The sequence below is a fragment of the Microbacterium sp. MYb45 genome, assembly GCF_002979655.1.
GTDB lineage: Bacteria > Actinomycetota > Actinomycetes > Actinomycetales > Microbacteriaceae > Microbacterium.
On record NZ_PCPG01000001.1, the window covers coordinates 842,264 to 857,508 of the forward strand.

At 68.5% G+C, this 15,245-nt stretch carries 16 protein-coding genes; 11 read left to right on the top strand and 5 right to left on the bottom strand.

Features of this window, described 5'->3' with window-relative positions; genetic code table 11:
- Positions 1-141 precede the first annotated feature (141 nt).
- Positions 142-1,023 (top strand): helix-turn-helix domain-containing protein, encoded by an 882-nt coding sequence (locus CQ034_RS04025; protein ID WP_105710008.1) that lies wholly within the window; start codon positions 142-144, stop codon positions 1,021-1,023.
- On the opposite strand, the gene CQ034_RS04030 is transcribed toward CQ034_RS04025, so the two are convergent.
- A complete protein-coding gene (locus tag CQ034_RS04030) occupies positions 1,001-2,086 on the bottom strand; it encodes a sorbosone dehydrogenase family protein (RefSeq protein ID WP_105710009.1) in 1,086 nt (361 codons plus the stop codon). The genes CQ034_RS04025 and CQ034_RS04030 overlap by 23 nt on opposite strands.
- A 137-nt stretch (positions 2,087-2,223) precedes the next feature.
- Here CQ034_RS04030 and CQ034_RS04035 point away from each other — a divergent pair, with 137 nt between their 5' ends.
- Genes CQ034_RS04035 through CQ034_RS04045 form a run of 3 tightly spaced genes read left to right on the top strand, consistent with a single transcriptional unit; the run spans position 2,224 to position 4,331 of the window.
- Positions 2,224-2,775: a TetR/AcrR family transcriptional regulator gene (locus CQ034_RS04035; RefSeq protein WP_146114792.1), complete on the top strand. Its 552-nt coding sequence runs from the start codon at positions 2,224-2,226 to the stop codon at positions 2,773-2,775.
- 25 nt (positions 2,776-2,800) lie between these two features.
- Positions 2,801-3,850, top strand: coding sequence for a 2,3-butanediol dehydrogenase (locus CQ034_RS04040; protein WP_105710011.1), 1,050 nt, complete (start codon positions 2,801-2,803; stop codon positions 3,848-3,850).
- Positions 3,851-3,890: 40 nt separating this feature from the next.
- Positions 3,891-4,331, top strand: a complete 441-nt coding sequence (locus CQ034_RS04045; RefSeq protein WP_308737175.1) for a GIY-YIG nuclease family protein — start codon at positions 3,891-3,893, stop codon at positions 4,329-4,331.
- A 68-nt stretch (positions 4,332-4,399) separates the two neighbouring features.
- Here the strand turns inward: CQ034_RS04045 and CQ034_RS04050 are convergent, their stop codons facing one another.
- Positions 4,400-4,786, bottom strand: a complete 387-nt coding sequence (locus CQ034_RS04050; protein ID WP_105710013.1) for an SPW repeat protein — start codon at positions 4,784-4,786, stop codon at positions 4,400-4,402.
- 190 nt (positions 4,787-4,976) lie between these two features.
- On the opposite strand from CQ034_RS04050, the gene CQ034_RS04055 reads away from it, so the two are divergent.
- The 7 genes from CQ034_RS04055 to CQ034_RS04085 all read left to right on the top strand — a co-directional run bounded on the left by CQ034_RS04055 (position 4,977) and on the right by CQ034_RS04085 (position 12,195).
- Complete coding sequence (locus CQ034_RS04055; RefSeq protein WP_105710014.1) at positions 4,977-6,035, top strand: ABC transporter substrate-binding protein; 1,059 nt, start codon at positions 4,977-4,979, stop codon at positions 6,033-6,035.
- Entirely contained in the window at positions 6,032-6,796 is a 765-nt protein-coding gene (locus CQ034_RS04060) for an ABC transporter ATP-binding protein (RefSeq protein WP_091036603.1), read from the top strand. The genes CQ034_RS04055 and CQ034_RS04060 overlap by 4 nt, the downstream gene beginning before the upstream one ends.
- Positions 6,793-7,608, top strand: coding sequence for an ABC transporter permease (locus tag CQ034_RS04065; RefSeq protein WP_105710015.1), 816 nt, complete (start codon positions 6,793-6,795; stop codon positions 7,606-7,608). Before CQ034_RS04060 ends, CQ034_RS04065 begins: the two co-directional genes overlap by 4 nt.
- Positions 7,593-8,609, top strand: coding sequence for an Ldh family oxidoreductase (locus tag CQ034_RS04070; protein ID WP_146114793.1), 1,017 nt, complete (start codon positions 7,593-7,595; stop codon positions 8,607-8,609). The genes CQ034_RS04065 and CQ034_RS04070 overlap by 16 nt, the downstream gene beginning before the upstream one ends.
- A complete protein-coding gene (locus CQ034_RS04075; protein WP_105710017.1) occupies positions 8,606-9,991 on the top strand; it encodes an acyl-CoA thioesterase/bile acid-CoA:amino acid N-acyltransferase family protein in 1,386 nt (461 codons plus the stop codon). The genes CQ034_RS04070 and CQ034_RS04075 overlap by 4 nt, the downstream gene beginning before the upstream one ends.
- Before the next feature lie 2 nt (positions 9,992-9,993).
- Positions 9,994-10,869, top strand: a complete 876-nt coding sequence (locus tag CQ034_RS04080; RefSeq protein ID WP_105710018.1) for a DUF1684 domain-containing protein — start codon at positions 9,994-9,996, stop codon at positions 10,867-10,869.
- A 168-nt stretch (positions 10,870-11,037) separates the two neighbouring features.
- Complete coding sequence (locus tag CQ034_RS04085) at positions 11,038-12,195, top strand: DUF1611 domain-containing protein (protein ID WP_181156202.1); 1,158 nt, start codon at positions 11,038-11,040, stop codon at positions 12,193-12,195.
- Here CQ034_RS04085 and CQ034_RS04090 read toward each other — a convergent pair.
- The 3 genes from CQ034_RS04090 to zapE all read right to left on the bottom strand — a co-directional run bounded on the left by CQ034_RS04090 (position 12,161) and on the right by zapE (position 15,173).
- Positions 12,161-12,742 (bottom strand): type II toxin-antitoxin system PemK/MazF family toxin, encoded by a 582-nt coding sequence (locus CQ034_RS04090; protein ID WP_105710019.1) that lies wholly within the window; start codon positions 12,740-12,742, stop codon positions 12,161-12,163. The two genes, CQ034_RS04085 and CQ034_RS04090, sit on opposite strands and share 35 nt — an antisense overlap.
- A 20-nt stretch (positions 12,743-12,762) precedes the next feature.
- A complete protein-coding gene (locus CQ034_RS04095; protein ID WP_029263283.1) occupies positions 12,763-14,001 on the bottom strand; it encodes an ammonium transporter in 1,239 nt (412 codons plus the stop codon).
- Between the two features lie 134 nt (positions 14,002-14,135).
- Entirely contained in the window at positions 14,136-15,173 is a 1,038-nt protein-coding gene (gene zapE, locus CQ034_RS04100) for a cell division protein ZapE (protein WP_105710020.1), read from the bottom strand.
- Positions 15,174-15,245: the final 72 nt, after the last annotated feature.

Below are 15,245 nucleotides of genomic sequence, written 5' to 3' on the forward strand. Positions count from 1 at the left end.
AAGGGTGTACCGACGGGGAACCCGTCGTCACCGCGGGCGGACCGGCGGCCGGAGATCGCGAGGTCGCCGGACCACCCGTGACACCGAGAGGTGCCCTCTCAGGGCGTCCCTTCCCGCGCGCATCGGATCTACGCTGACCTGATGGACAATCGAGCACAGGTCCGGGAGTTCCTGATGACCCGGCGCGCCCGCGTGACCCCGGAGGCAGCCGGTCTCACCGCCGGGAGCAACCGGCGCGTCGACGGATTGCGTCGAAGTGAGGTCGCGCTCCTCGCCGGAGTCTCCGTCGAGTACTACTCCAAGCTCGAACGCGGTGCCATCGCCGGCGCTTCCTCCTCTGTCCTGGAGGCGGTGTCGCGCGCGCTCCAGCTCAACGACGCCGAGCATGCGCACCTGCTGGACCTCGCTCGCGCCGCAGACGGCATTCCCTCTTCCGGACGCGCTCGACGCCGCACGGCGAAGGCGGGAGCTCCGCGACCCAGCCTGCAGTGGGCACTGGATTCCGTGACGGAGGCGGTGGCGTTCGTCCGCGACCAGCGGCAGAACCTCATCGCCACGAATGCGCTCGGCCGCGCCTTCTATTCACCGGTGATCGGCGACGGCGGGCGGGTCCCCAACCTGGCCCGATTCCAGTTCCTCGACCCCGCAGCGCGGGAGTTCTACCCCGACTGGGATCTCTTCGCCGAGATGTGCGTCGCCGTCATCCGCGCCGAGGCGGGCCGCGACCCGCACGACAAGGGCATCCAGGACCTCGTCGGTGAGCTCTCCACCCGCAGTGAGGCATTCCGCACGCTCTGGGCCGCGCACAACGTGCGCACCCACGGTTCGGGCATCAAGCGCTTCACTCATCCGGTCGTCGGCGAGTTGACCCTCGTCTACGAAGAGCTCGCGCTCACGGCCGAACCGGGCCAGGTGATGCTGATCTACAGCGCTGAGCCCGGCTCCCCCTCCGCCGAACGACTCCGACTCCTCGCTTCCTGGGGCGCGGACGCGACCGGGGCTACTCGAGCGGCACACGGATGACGCGGTCGTCGCCGTCTCCGGGATCGCCCCGACCGTCGGTGTTGTTCGTGAGCACCCACAGCGCACCGTCGGGGGCGACCACGACATCACGAAGCCGTCCGTAGGCATCGGTGAAGTGCTCGGCGAACGACGAGAGATCGCCCAACGGCACCTCACGTAGCCGTTCACCCCGCAGATTCGCGATGAACACCGCGCCGTCCGCGATCGCCATGCCGCTCGGGCTGGCGGCATCCGGCGCCCACTGCTGGACGGGATCGATGAACTCCTCGCGATCCTCGATGCCCTCGACGACGGGCCATCCGTAGTTCCCGCCGGGTTCGATGACGTTCAGCTCGTCCCAGGTGTCCTGCCCGAATTCGCTCGCGTACAGCGTGCCGCCCTCGTCCCAGGCCAGCCCCTGGGGATTGCGGTGACCGAGGCTGTAGACGAGCGACCCCTCGATGGGGTTGTCACTTGGGACTTCGCCGTCGGGGGTTATGCGGAGGATCTTGCCCGACAGTGACCCCGGATCCTGGGCACTCTCCCGGTCGCCCGCATCTCCCACCGTCACGTACAGCGTGCCGTCGGGGCCGAAGGCGATGCGACCGCCGTTGTGATTCGACGCGGCGGCCAGGCCGTTGAGGATCGTCTCCGGCGCACCGAGGCCGAGGGAGCCGGGTGCCCCGGTGAGGGGGAAGCGCTGCACGCGGTTCTCGTCCGCGCCGGTGGAGTACGCGTACAGATACCGCTCGTGCACGGCGATTCCGAGCAAGCCGCCTTCGCCACCCGGTTCGACGCCGTCGACCACCGCCACTTCGCGGACATCGCCGTCGTCCGACACCTCGACGATCCGGGCGCTGTCGCGTTCGCTGATCAGCGCCACCCCGTCGTGGAAGGCGATCGACCACGGCGCCGCCAGATTCTCGACGATCGTCGTCTCGGTTCCGGCGGAGACCGATCCCGAGGCGTCGGGAAGCCTCGAGGGCGACGGGGGTGCAGCCCTCGGTGCACACGCCGCAAGAGCGATCGACAGGGCCGACACGACGATCCACGCGATCGGGCCGCGCCGGGACCCGTCCACCATCTCCGCTCCCCTCGCCGCACTGGTCGTCACGGTCGCCTTCGCCGGCAGACGCGAACTCCCGCTTCCTTCGAGACTAGGCGCGTGATCCACAACGCAGAAGAGGTCTTTATCTGACAACTGTCAGATAGACTGGGGGCATGGATGCGAGGTCGCGACGTTCACGGGAGAGCCTCCGTCATGCGGTGCTCGAACTCGCCGGAGCGATGCCGGTCGCCGATGTCACCGTCTCCGCGATCTGTGCAGCGGCGGGTGTCACCAGAGACACCTTCTACCGGCACGCGGAGAGTCCGGTGCAGCTTCTCGCCGACGCGCTTTCCGCCGAGATCGACGCCGCCATGGAGATCCTGCCGCAGACCGATGCCATCGGCGATGGTGAACGAGCCCTCCTGGAGCACATCCGCCGACGGGCCTCGGTGTACCGCGGGGCGATGCAGCCCCTGCTGGCCGCCCCCGTCCGCAGCAACCTGGAGGCATCCATCCGTTCCGGTCTGCTGCTGTGGGCCGAGCTGCACTCGGAGATCGTTCCTCCCGTTTTCGCGGACGATCCGTCCGCGATGCGGATCGCCGTGGCGTACGCCGCAGCGGGCACTGTTGGCGCCATCGAGGAGTGGCTGCGGAGCGACGACGACGACATCGACCGCGCCGTGAGGCTGATCCTCGCGGCGTCACCGGAGTGGTGGCTGCGATGACGGCCACCGGACAAGGAGAGAACCAATGAAGGCCGCACTGTTCCACGCCAAGGAAGATCTGCGCATCGAAGACGTCCCCGAGCCCACGCCCGGGCCCGGACAGGTCAAGCTGCGCAACGCGTATGCGGGGATCTGCGGGTCGGACCTCCACGTCTACTACTCCCCCGAGGCCGCCGGACTCGATCTCGACCACCCGCACCCCGTGACGGGTTCGACATTGCCCCAGATTCTCGGCCACGAGTTCTCCGGCACGGTCGTCGAGCTCGGCGAGGGCGTGACCGGCGTCGCGGTGGGCGACCGGGTGGCCGTCTGGCCCATCTACTACTGCGGCGAATGCCCCGCCTGCCGTCGCGGCATGTTCAACGCCTGCCAGAAGATCGGCTTCCACGGGCTCAGCTCCGACGGTGGCGGCATGGCGGAGTTCACGACCGTCGACGCGACGAAGCTGCACGTACTGCCGGAGAACGTCGATCTGCGCATGGGCGCCCTCGTCGAGCCGATGTCGGTCGCGTGGCATGCGGTCTCCCGCAGTGGCGTCGAGTCGGGCGGTACCGCGCTCATCGCAGGCGCCGGACCGATCGGCATCGGCGTGTGGTTCGCCCTGCGGGCCCGCGGCGTCGAGCGTGTGCTCGTCTCGGAGCCCAGTGCGGAGCGTCGCGCCATCATCGCAGCCCTCGGCGCCACCGTGGTCGACCCGGTGAACGAGGATCTCGCCGCCGCCGTCGCCTCCCTGACCGACGGCGAAGGCGTCGACGTCGCCTTCGACGCGGCGGGAGTGGGCGCAGCCATCAGTTCGTCGCTGGCCAACTTGGTCCCCGGCGGCCGCGTCGTGGTGGTCGCCATCCACGAGCGCACGATGGACTTCCTCCCCACGCAGCTGGTGATGGCCGAGACCGAGATCGCCGGCGCGCTCGCGTATCTTCCCGAGGACTTCGACGCCGTGATCGAGGCCATGTCCCGTGGGGTCTACGACACGACCGGCTGGGTGCAGGAGACCCCACTCGAGAACGTCGTCGACGCGATCCACGCGCTGCGCGGCGGTGCCGGGGCGAAGATCCTCGTGCACGCCGGCTGAGGCCGGGTCGGGTGTCGGAGGGCGCGCGTAGCCTGCTTCCGTGCCGACGAAACGAGCCCTTCCGAGCCCCTGTGCGCTCTGCGGCAGCATGCAGGGAGTGCGGATCGACGGCGCCTGGTGCTGCGCCGATTGCGGATGGCGCTACGGCGATTCCCCCGACACCGACCTCCCTCTCCCCCGCGTCGACGTCGTGTACTACATCCGCTACGACGAGCGAGTGAAGATCGGCACCAGCAGACGCCCGCGGCAGCGCCTCGCGAGCATCCGACACCAGGAGCTGCTCGCATTCGAACGCGGCGACCGCTCCGTCGAGCAGCAGCGCCACCGCGAGTTCGCCGCGGTACGCGAGGGCGGTGAGTGGTTCACCCTCACTGCGGAGTTACGGGCGCATGTCGCCGCGCTCCGACGCGAGGGCGACCCGTGGACGCTCTATGCGCGCTGGCTGAGCCGCGCACTGCAGGGCACCGACGAGCTCCCGTAGGCACGCATGACGATGCCGGGCGACTGCTTCGGGAAGTCCAGTCGCCCGGCATCGCGTCCGGGTGTCGCTCAGGCGGTGGCGACGCGTCCTCGCGTGGTCGCCGGCTGCGGCTGGGAGAAGATCACGACGAGGATCACCGCGGCGCCCACGACGACGTGCGGGAGCCAGACGTTGAGGGCCTCGCCCGCGAAGCCGAAGATCCACGGCGACAGCGCGAGGAACAGGCTCGCGACGATATCGAACACGAGGTGGACCGGCATCGGGATGAAACCGAAGGGGCCCCATTCATACTTCGTGAACAGGCTGTACACGATCAGCCCGACGCCGAGGACGATGGGGATGATGACCGCCGCTCCGCCCACGCTCGCGAAGCCGAACAGCCAGGGCGCGGCGATCAATGCGATGCCGACGATGTAGTCGAGGGCTCCGTGGACCTTGGTGGGGATGAAACGCATGATTCCTCCTTGTATGTCGCCGCTGGATGCGACTCACCACTGGTTCGGCACCCGCACCGGATCGGATTGGCTTGCCCCAGGCCGTCGGTGACGGATTGTGACGGCGCCGAGATATCGGCCATCGCGGGAATCGATAGATTCAGGAGCATGTGCTTCCCGTGCACATCACCCGACCTCCTGGAGCAAGATCATGACTTCTCGTCGCCGCGCCCTCGCGGGCAGCGCTCTCGTCCTCGCCAGCGCACTCCTGGTGACCGCCTGCAGCTCGTCCGGATCGGGTGAAGCGACCGAGACTGCCGCGGACGCCCCCAAGATCACGTTCCTCTACTCGCCGTACGCGGATTACGCGCCCTTCTTCCTCGCAGAGGAGAACGGGTACTTCGAAGACGCCGGTCTCGACGTCGAGCTGGTCGCGAAGGGCGGCAGCTCGGGTGAGACGTACCAGCAGGTCAGCACCGGCAACATCACCGCCGGCGGCGCGACCTGGGGTGCCGGTCTGTTCAACGCCACCAAGGCCGGTGCGTCGCTGTCGGTGATCGCCAGCGTGTCCCGCATCCCCGAGTCCGGCGCGAACCCGTCGCCGCTGATCGCTTCCGACGCCTCGGATGTGCAAGACGCCGCCGACCTGAAGGGCAAGAAGATCGGAATCCCCGGCGACGGCGGATTCGGCATCTACTCCGTCGCGCTCGCACTCGAGTCCGCCGGCCTGAGCGTCGACGACGTGGAGCTCGTGAACCTCAGCCCCGGCGACATCCCCGCCGCCCTCGCGAACGGTTCGGTGGATGCGAGCTGGTCGATCGAGCCGATCTCGTCCGCCGTCATCGCGCAGGGCATCGCGCACGAGCTGCTGCCCATCGACTACCAAGCGGGCGTCGAGCTGGGCGCGATGGTCTTCAACACCGAGTACGTCGAGAAGCACCCCGCCGCGGTCACCGCGTTCACCGCGGCCTACCTCAAGGCGGTCAACGAGCTCGAGGACGGCGGCTGGGACGACCCCGCCACGCAGGAGATCATCGCCGAGTACACCGATCTGCCGGTCGAGACGCTGACCGCCATCGCGCTCACCACGCAGGACCCGAGCGGCGCCATCGACTGGGAGGACGTCGCCCGGCAGGAGCAGTTCTTCCGCGACCGTGATGCGCTCGAGTTCGACGGCGACTCCGGCATCGAGGACATCTACCGCGCAGACATCCTGAAGGACGCGATCGCCCTGCAGGAGAGCGGCGACCTCGCCTCGTCGAAGAAATGAGCGGCCTCCGCGTCCAGGGGCTCTGGAAGGCCTACGCGAACGCCGACCGCAAGGACGAGCTTCTCGTCGCCCTCCAGGACATCGACCTGGAGATCGCCGACAACGAGTTCGTCTGTGTGCTGGGCCCGTCCGGTTGCGGGAAGAGCACTCTGCTCAGGCTCGCGGCGGGCCTCGAGAAGCCGAGTCTCGGCACGATCGAGACCTCGAGCCGTCCGTCGGTGGTGTTCCAGGAGCACGGTGTGTTCCCCTGGCTGACCGTCGCCCAGAACATCGGGTACCCGCTCAAACTGCGCGGTCTCTCTCGTGTGCAGCGCACCGAGCGGGTCGATCAGCTGCTCGACCTCGTCGGGCTCTCCGAGTTCGGCGGGTTCTACCCGGCGCAGATCTCCGGTGGGATGCGCCAGCGCACCTCGGTGGCCCGCGCGCTCGCTGATGACGGCGACCTGCTGCTCATGGACGAACCCTTCGGAGCACTCGACGAGCAGACCAGGGTCACGCTGCAGCAGGAGCTGCTGCAGATCTGGGAGCGCACGTCGAAGTCCGTGATGTTCATCACCCACAGCGTCGACGAGGCGCTGATGCTCGCCGACCGCGTCGTCGTGATGTCTCATCGCCCCGGACGCATCATCGACGACATCGAGGTGCCGTTCGGTCGGCCGCGTGACATCGCCGGTCTTCGGCGCGACCCTCGCTACGGTGAGATCACGGCGCGGCTGTGGTCACTGCTGGAGAACTCGACGGAACAGGAGCTGGCGTCATGACGACCATCGCCGACCCGAAGATCGAGGCGCAGCTGAAGGAGGCCGTTCAGGCCGAACGCGGATCCGCGTGGGTGCGCAGGCTCGGCCCGTACACACCGCTGCTGATCCTCCTCGTCTGGGAGATCGCGAGCCGCACCGGGCTCCTCGATTCGCGCTTCTTCCCCGCGCCGACCTCCATCATCGAGACGTTCTTCGAGCTGCTGGCCTCGGGAGTCCTGCTGGAGAACATCGGGATCACGCTGTCGCGCATCGCCGTGGGCTTCGTGCTGGGCGCGGTGCCCGGCATCATCCTCGGCATCCTGCTGGGTTCGGTGCGCACGCTGCGGTTGCTCCTCGATCCGATCTTCTCGGCCCTGCTGCCGGTGCCCAAGGTCGCGATCTTCCCGCTGCTGCTGCTGATCTTCGGCCTCGGCGAGACGAGCAAGTACGTGATCGTCGCGATCGGCGTGTTCTTCTATCTGCTCTTCAACACGCTGGGTGGAGTCATGCAGACGCCGCCGCTGCTGAACGACGTCGCCAACGCCAACGGCGCGACGCGGCTGCAGCGGTGGATGACCGTCTCGTTCCCCTATGCACTGCCGTCGATCTTCACCGGCATCAAACTCGCCACGGGTGGAGCTTTCGTGATCATCGCGGCTTCAGAGTTCGTCGGTGCGAACAGCGGGCTGGGTTACATGATCTGGAGTTCGTGGGGGACGTTCGCCGTGTCGAAGATGTATGTCGGCATCGTCACGATCTCCGTGCTCGGCTACGGAGCGACCGCGCTCTGGGCTCTGCTCGAGCGGCGCGTCGTGCCGTGGGTCAAGTACTGAACGGCGGGACGTACACGATGGACCTCGATGCTCAAGAGATGCTCTCCGATCTGCGCGCCGTGCTCCGGGCGGCGGCGCCGCACAGCGATCCGGCCGATGTGGAGCTGGCGGCGTTCTGGCTGATCCAGGCTGAGCTGCTCGGCCTTCCCGAGTTCGGCATCCGGATGCTGGCGCGCGACCTCGAGCGGCTCGAAGGGCTCGAATCGGCGTCGGCGCCCGCCACGCCCTCGGGCGCCGATGACGCGCCGATCGGGTCCGTCGACGCGACCGGAGTGCCCGGAGTGGTCGCACTCGCCTCGGCCGTGCGGCGCGCCGCACGGAACGTCGAGGTGCACGGACTCGCCATCGTCGGCCTCCGCGGGGCCGGCGCCCTCGGCATCCTCGGGCTCGCGGCCCGCACGCTCGCCACGCGCGGCGCTGTCGCCCTGCTCGCCGCGCAGTCACCGGCGACGGTCGCACCGTGGCGCGGACAAGCCGCCGCAATCGGCACGAATCCGCTGGCCGTCGGAGTTCCCCGTGCCGATGCTCCCCCGCTCGTGGTCGACTACGCCACGTCGACGCTCACGCTCGCTGCGGTCCGCGAGGCTCGCGGCGCCGGCGTGTCCCTCCCGGAGGGCAGTGCGGTCGACGCGGCCGGTGAGCCCACCACGGATCCCGCCGCCGCCGCCGCTCTCCTCCCCGCGGGTCTCGTCGGGTCGCTCACCGGACTCGTGGTCGAGCTCCTGGCCGGTGTCGCCGTCGGCGGGCGGGTCACAGACCCCGCTGCCCCGTCCAGCAGAGGCGCGGTCCTCATCGCGTTCGACCCCGCTCGCGCGGGAGGCGCCGACATCGCGCAGGGCACGGCCGCACTGGATCGCGAGTGGCGCGGCGCCGGCGGTCACCTCCCCGCGCGCTTCGATGCGCTCGCGAGCAACCCGGCAGACCTTCCAGACGCGATCCGCGTCTCCGAAGAGACAGCATCCTGGCTGCGCGCACGAGCGTCGGAAGCACCCGGTACATGAGCGCCCTTGCATCCTTGACGCTCAGCGTGATTCCGCAGATCGGCCTCCTGACGGAACGTCGAGAGATCCGCATCGGCGGCGCAGTGCCGGGATCTCTGGTCACCGTGCGCGCGGTCACGGCGCGCGACGGTGGCGATTGGGCGGCCCAGGCGACATTCCTCGCCGACGACGACGGGGAGATCGACCTCGGGACGCAGGCTCCGGTGTCCGGCGACTACCGCGTGGCGGACTCGATGGGCCTGTTCTGGTCGCAGCGCCGCGAGGAGGGCACGACGGGATCCGCTGAGCCCATTGACGTCGCGCGCCCTCTCACGACTGTTCTCACCGCCTGGGCCGAACCGGGGACCGGATACCTCGATCAACCCGGCGACGGTGCCGGCGCCGCAGAGATCGCCATCGAGGTGACCCAGCGGCTCAGCGGTGACGGCGTCGAGAGAGCCGAGGTCCGCTCGGGCGGGCTCGTCGGCACGCTGTTCCGCCCGCCACACGACGGTCCTCTTCCCACCGTGATCGTGCTCAACGGTTCTGGCGGGGGCATCAACGAGGCGCGCGCCGCGCAGTATGCTTCCCGCGGCATACAGGCGCTCGCGCTCGGATACTTCCGGGCGCCCGGTCTGCCCGACCACATCTCCCGCACACCGCTGGAGTACTTCGAGCGCGCCCTCCGGTACGTCGTCTCCGAGCTCTCACCGCTCGGCGGGCGCCCGATCGTGAGCGGGCAGTCGCGCGGTGGCGAACTGTCCCTGCTGCTGGCCGCGACCTATCCCGACCTCGTCCTCGGGGTCGCCGCCTTCGTCCCCGCAGCGTTCGCCTTCGGAGCGCAGGGCGCCGCCGACCCCGCCGAAGGATGGAATGGCCCGACCTGGACGCGCGACGACGAACCGCTCGAGCATCTGTGGCACGACAACACCGGCGTGACCTGGCAGCCCTGGAACGACGAGCCCGCACCGACACGCCACCGCGACGTGTACATCGATGGCCTCCACGATCGCGACCTCGCCCGTGCGTCACGCATCCCGATCGAACGGTTTGCCGGCCCCGTCGCATGCATCTCCGGGCTCGACGATCGCGCGTGGCCGTCCAGCATGGCATCGCGCATCGTGCTCGACACGCTGGCGAGACACGGGCATGCCGCGGAGCGCCTGCACCTCGACTACGAGGAGGCCGGGCACGGCATTGCGCTCCCCCACCTCCCCAGCACCGATATCGAACGTCTGCACCCGGTCTCCGGTGTGCGCTATTCGAACGGCGGCACACCACGCGGCATCGCCATCGCCGGCGACGACTCGTTCGAACAGGTCTGCGCATTCATCCACCGCACGGCGGAACGCGCGGCGTCGGCCGCCGACAACGCACCCCACTCCCACGAAGAAGGACGGTAGTCATGCCCGCGAAGGAGCATTTGGAAGGCCAGTGGCGCGAGTGGCGTCATGCCCGCGTCTCGGAGCTCGCGCGCCCGTACGGCTGGACGGCGCTGGTCGCTCAGTACTGGCTCCGCGACGGCGACGACGGCCTCGTCCTCGACGGCCTTCCCGGCACATGGGGCGTGTCGGACGGCAAGGTCCTGTACACGCCGCCGACCGACGGTCCGAACCTCGCGGTCGACGGCGAGTACCCCACCGGCACCGTCGAGATCGTGCCCGGGCGCAACCAGACCTACGGCCACGGGCGCAGCGTCCCCGTCTACTCCGGGGTGAGCGAGGTCGAGACCATCCCGCGCACGACCGACGACGGCGACCGCATCTTCGCGGTGCGGGTGCGGGACCCCCGCGAATCCGCACGCAAGGACTTCTCCGGCCTCGCCGCATACGACTACGACCCGACCTGGCGTATCCCCGCCCGATTCACGCCGGCCGTGCGGGAGGACGTCGAGCAGGTCACGGTCGAGACCGGGGTCCGCGAGACCACGGCGCGCATCGGGACGCTGGCGTTCGAGCACGGCGGCCGCACGTATGAGCTCGCACTGATCGGCAAGGATGCCGCGTACGGCGTGCAACCCGTCGCGCACATCCGCGACCTGACGAGCGGGAAGACGACGTACGGTGCCGGACGGGTCGTCGAGCTGCAGTTCGCGGACGAGGCGGGTCAGGAGATCGACCACATCGACTTCAACTATCTGACCGCGCTGCCCTGTGCGTTCACGAACTTCGTCACCTGCCCCCTCCCGCCGAGCCAGAACCACCTGGACTTCGAAGTGGCGGCGGGCGAGAAGAAGCCGGATGTCGACATCGACCGGGTGCTGACCTTTCAGAGCACCTGACCCCGGTCTGCGAGTGGCCGCGACGACCCACGGCCCAGTCCCAGCGAGCACTGCTACGGTGAGGCTGTCGGCATCTTGCCGACATCAGGGAAGACTTCTCGTCGACCAACGGGCCTTATAGGTCATTTCGTTCTCCGTCGCCTCCTCTGTGCGAGCCCGAGGAGCGTCATGCCCACCCCGTCAGTTCCCTCTTCCATCGACCCCGCGCACGCCTGGGCGGAGCCCATCGCGCTCCCGGTCGGCACCACGGCGATCGTGTACTGCGAAGGCCAGTTCGGCGAGCAGGACGGCAAGACCGCGAACGGACTCGTCCGCCACTCCGAGAAGTACGAGATCCTCAGCGTCATCGACAGCACGCACGCCGGCGCGGACGCCGGGATGCTGTTGGACGGCACCGCGAACGGCATCCCGATCCTCGGCGGCCTCGCCACGGCGATCGCGCACGCCGGCCACGTCCCGGACTACCTGATCTGCGGAGTCGCTCCCGCCGACGGGCTGCTCTCGGCCGACCAGCGCACCGTGCTGCTCGACGGCATCGCCCGTGGCATGCACATCATCAACGGGCTGCACGAGTTCCTCACGGACGACGCGGAGTTCGTCGCCGCCGCCCTGCTCGCCGGGGTGACCATCACCGACATCCGCCGCCCCAAGGACAAGAAGGATCTCCACCTCTTCTCCGGGCGCATCTTCGACGTGACCTGCCCGCGCATCACGATCCTCGGCACCGACGGCGCGATCGGCAAGCGCACCACGGCCACGATCCTCGTTCGTGCGCTCAACGATCGCGGCATTCATGCCGTCATGGTCGGCACGGGACAGACCACGATCATCCAGGGCGGTCGCTACGGCGTCGCGCTCGACGCACTCGTGCCGCAGTTCTGCTCGGGCGAGGTCGAGAACCAGGTGGTCGCCGCGTACGAGGGCGAGCACCCCGACGTGATCATCGTCGAAGGCCAGGGCGCGCTCAGCCACCCGGCCTACATCACTTCGGCGCACATCCTCCGCGGCAGCCAGCCCGAGGCAGTGATCGTGCAGCATGCACCTGGTCGCACGGTCCTGGGCGACTTCCCGATGGTCGCGATGCCGACCGTCACGAGCGAGATCGCTCTGATCGAGGCCTTCGCCGACACCCGCGTGATCGGGGTGACCGTGAACCACGAGAACCTCTCGGCGGATCAGCTGGCCGGAGCGATCGACGAGATCGAGCTCGACACGGGTCTCCCGGCGACAGACCCCCTGACTCGACCGTTGTCCGAGCTCGTCGAGATGGTCCTCCAGGCATTCCCCGCTCTCACCCCGCGACAGACCACCCGTACAGCCGCGTGAGAGCGGCTCCGACACGGTCGTAACGGCGCCTGTCGAGGACGGCGGCCTCCCGCCGCAGTCCTCGCTCGTGCACGCTGTACAGCTGCTCCACGTCGACCCACGACTCACGCCCCTGCGAATCCCACGCACCCGTGCCGATCGACAGGTAGTCGCGATCGCCGTCATGCGGCTTGCTCGTCATGCGCACGGCATACACGCGGTCCGCCGATTCGCGTCCGATCACGAGAACGGGGCGATCTTTGCCGCGTCCGTCGTTCTCCTCGTACGGGACCCAGGTCCAGACGATCTCGCCCGCATCCGGAGCTCCGTCCCGCTGGGGTGAATACGCGACCTGGAGGTCGCGGATCAGGCTGGGATCGATGCGCATGGTCGCGGTGCCACGCTCCTGCGCCGGCCCCGACGAGGTCGCGGCGCCGGTGCGCTCCTGGGATGTGCGCAGACGCGCGGCCGGGCGTCTCGGATCTGTCGTCCGAGACGCCCGGCCGGACCCCACTGCCTTGAGCAGGATGTCCACGAGTGCTGTCAGGATGCCGTTGGTCTTGCTCACACGGTCACCCTAACCGCAGATCATGCGTCGGCGAGTGCGTAGCCCTCCTCGCCGTGCACGACCTGGTCGACACCGGCGATCTCGTCCTCGTTCGTGACACGGAATCCGATCGTCTTCTCGATCGCGAAGCCGATGATGAAGGCGACCACGAAGGAGTAGATCAGGACACCGAGCGCCGCGATGACCTGCACCGCGAGCTGACGGGCGTCGCCACCGACGAACAGGCCGGTCTCGCTGGCGAAGAAGCCGAGGTACAGGGTGCCGATGAGTCCGCCGACGAGGTGGATGCCGACCACGTCGAGCGAGTCGTCGAAGCCGAGACGGAACTTCAGTTCGATCGCGAGGGCGCAGACCACACCGGCGAGGGCGCCGAGCAGCAGTGCCCAGCCGGGCGTCAGGTTGGCACACGCCGGGGTGATGGCAACGAGACCCGCGACCGCACCGGAAGCAGCGCCGACCGAGGTGGGCTTGCCGTCCTTGATCTTCTCCACCAGGATCCAGCCGAGGATCGCTGCAGCCGTGGCTCCGAGGGTGTTCAGGCCGATGAGTCCGACGCCGCCCATGTCCTCCGCGAGCCACTCCGCACCGGCGTTGAAGCCGAACCAGCCGAACCACAGCAGTGCGGCGCCGAGCAGCGTCAGCGGCACGTTGTGCGGCTTGAGGATGCCCTTCTGGAAGCCGATGCGCTTGCCCAGGACCAGCGCAAGGGCGAGGGCGGCCGCACCCGCGTTGATGTGCACCGCGGTACCGCCGGCATAGTCGATGACGCCGATCCCGCTGTCCTCACCGAAGAGCGTGGTGCCGAGGTTCATGATCCAACCGCCACCCCAGACCCACGCGGCGACCGGGAAGTAGCCGACCGTGGCGAAGATTCCGGCGAAGATCAGCCAGCTGCCGAACTTGGCGCGGTCCGCGATCGCGCCGGAGATCAGCGCGACGGTGATGATCGCGAAGGTCGCACCGTAGGCGACGCCGAGGAGAGCGACGTTCGAGCCCTCACCGGACGCCAGGCTGGAGAGCCCGAAGTCGGCGAACGGGTTGCCGGCGAAGGCGGTCGGGCTGTCGACGGCGCTCATCGAGAAGCCGAAGAGAATCCACAGCACGGCGACAAGACCGATCGAGCCGAAGCTCATCATCATCATGCTGACGACGCTCTTCGCCTTGACGAGACCGCCGTAGAAGAAGGCGACGCCGGGCGTCATGAGCAGGACCAGCGCTGTCGCGGTGATCGCCCACGAGATGTTGCCGGGAGCATCCATAGGAAAACCTCACATCCGAAGTAATTGAGAGCTTCAGTGTGACGACGCGCCGTTTCGCGCATGCGTGAGGTTTGTTTCCCCGCTGTTACAGGGCTGCCCCGGGTGTGAACATCGCGTTACGCGGGCCTTAGGGGTTACGCAGAATGCGTCAGGGCGTTGAGCCGAGAGACCGCTCGCAGGTACTTCTTGCGGTATCCGCCGGCGAGCATCTCGTCGGAGAACACCGAGTCGAGTCCCAGGCCGGTCGCGATGATCGGTATCTGGGCGTCGTATACGCGGTCCACGAAAGCGACGAACCGCAGAGCCTCGGACTGGTCCGTGAGCTGACGCACGCCGCGCAACCCGACCTGGCCGAGTCCCTCGATGAGACGGATGTAGCGCGACGGGTGCACCTGGGCCAGGTGGCGGATCAGGTCGTCGAACCGATCGTCCGAGGCTGCGCTCCCCTGAGCGGCTGCGGCCGATGCGGCCTCGTACGCGTCATCGTCGAGCACCACGGCGTGCCCGTCGAGCGCGCGCTGACGGAAGTCGACCCCATCGATGCGCAGCGTCTGGAAGCTGTCGGACATGGCGTGGATCTCGCGGAGGAAGTCCTGCGCCGCGAAGCGGCCCTCACCGAGGGCGTTCGGCGGGGTGTTGGAGGTGGCGGCGAGGCGCGTCCCCGTCGGCACGAGTTCGCCGATCAGCCGGGTCATCACCATCGTGTCGCCCGGATCGTCGAGCTCGAACTCGTCGATGCAGAGGAGGTCGGCGCCCTTGAGCAGGTCGACCGTGTTCTTGTAGCCGAGCGCCCCGACCAGTGCGGTGTACTCGATGAACGAGCCGAAGTACTTCCGGCGTGCCGGCATCGCGTGATAGATGGATGCGAGCAGGTGGGTCTTGCCGACTCCGAAACCGCCGTCCAGGTAGACGCCCGGCTTGAGCTCGGGTTCCTTCTTCGCGCGGCTGAAGAATCCGCCGCGCTTGACCGGGGCTCCCCGACCGGAGAAACGCATCAGCGTCTCCTTGGCCTCCTCCTGGGACGGATAGGCGGCATCGGCCCGGTAGCTGTCGAACGTCGCCGTGTCGAACTGGGGCGGCGGCACCAGGCTCGCGAGCATCTCCGGTCCGGTGACCGTCGGCTGACGATCGGTGAGGTGCACGATTCCGGTGCGGCTGGTCGGGTCGGTCATCACAGTCCTGAATCGGGTGCTCGCCTGTGTCGAAGTCTTACGAATCGGGCGCAGGGTGCTCGGCGGGGATCT

Coding starts and splice junctions, on each gene's coding strand:
- CQ034_RS04025 (WP_105710008.1), top strand. CDS start 142: ATGGACAATCGAGCACAGGTCCGGGAGTTCCTGATGACCCGGCGCGCC.
- CQ034_RS04030 (WP_105710009.1), bottom strand. CDS start 2,086: ATGGTGGACGGGTCCCGGCGCGGCCCGATCGCGTGGATCGTCGTGTCG.
- CQ034_RS04035 (WP_146114792.1), top strand. CDS start 2,224: ATGGATGCGAGGTCGCGACGTTCACGGGAGAGCCTCCGTCATGCGGTG.
- CQ034_RS04040 (WP_105710011.1), top strand. CDS start 2,801: ATGAAGGCCGCACTGTTCCACGCCAAGGAAGATCTGCGCATCGAAGAC.
- CQ034_RS04050 (WP_105710013.1), bottom strand. CDS start 4,786: ATGCGTTTCATCCCCACCAAGGTCCACGGAGCCCTCGACTACATCGTC.
- CQ034_RS04055 (WP_105710014.1), top strand. CDS start 4,977: ATGACTTCTCGTCGCCGCGCCCTCGCGGGCAGCGCTCTCGTCCTCGCC.
- CQ034_RS04060 (WP_091036603.1), top strand. CDS start 6,032: ATGAGCGGCCTCCGCGTCCAGGGGCTCTGGAAGGCCTACGCGAACGCC.
- CQ034_RS04065 (WP_105710015.1), top strand. CDS start 6,793: ATGACGACCATCGCCGACCCGAAGATCGAGGCGCAGCTGAAGGAGGCC.
- CQ034_RS04075 (WP_105710017.1), top strand. CDS start 8,606: ATGAGCGCCCTTGCATCCTTGACGCTCAGCGTGATTCCGCAGATCGGC.
- CQ034_RS04080 (WP_105710018.1), top strand. CDS start 9,994: ATGCCCGCGAAGGAGCATTTGGAAGGCCAGTGGCGCGAGTGGCGTCAT.
- CQ034_RS04085 (WP_181156202.1), top strand. CDS start 11,038: ATGCCCACCCCGTCAGTTCCCTCTTCCATCGACCCCGCGCACGCCTGG.
- CQ034_RS04095 (WP_029263283.1), bottom strand. CDS start 14,001: ATGGATGCTCCCGGCAACATCTCGTGGGCGATCACCGCGACAGCGCTG.
- zapE (WP_105710020.1), bottom strand. CDS start 15,173: ATGACCGACCCGACCAGCCGCACCGGAATCGTGCACCTCACCGATCGT.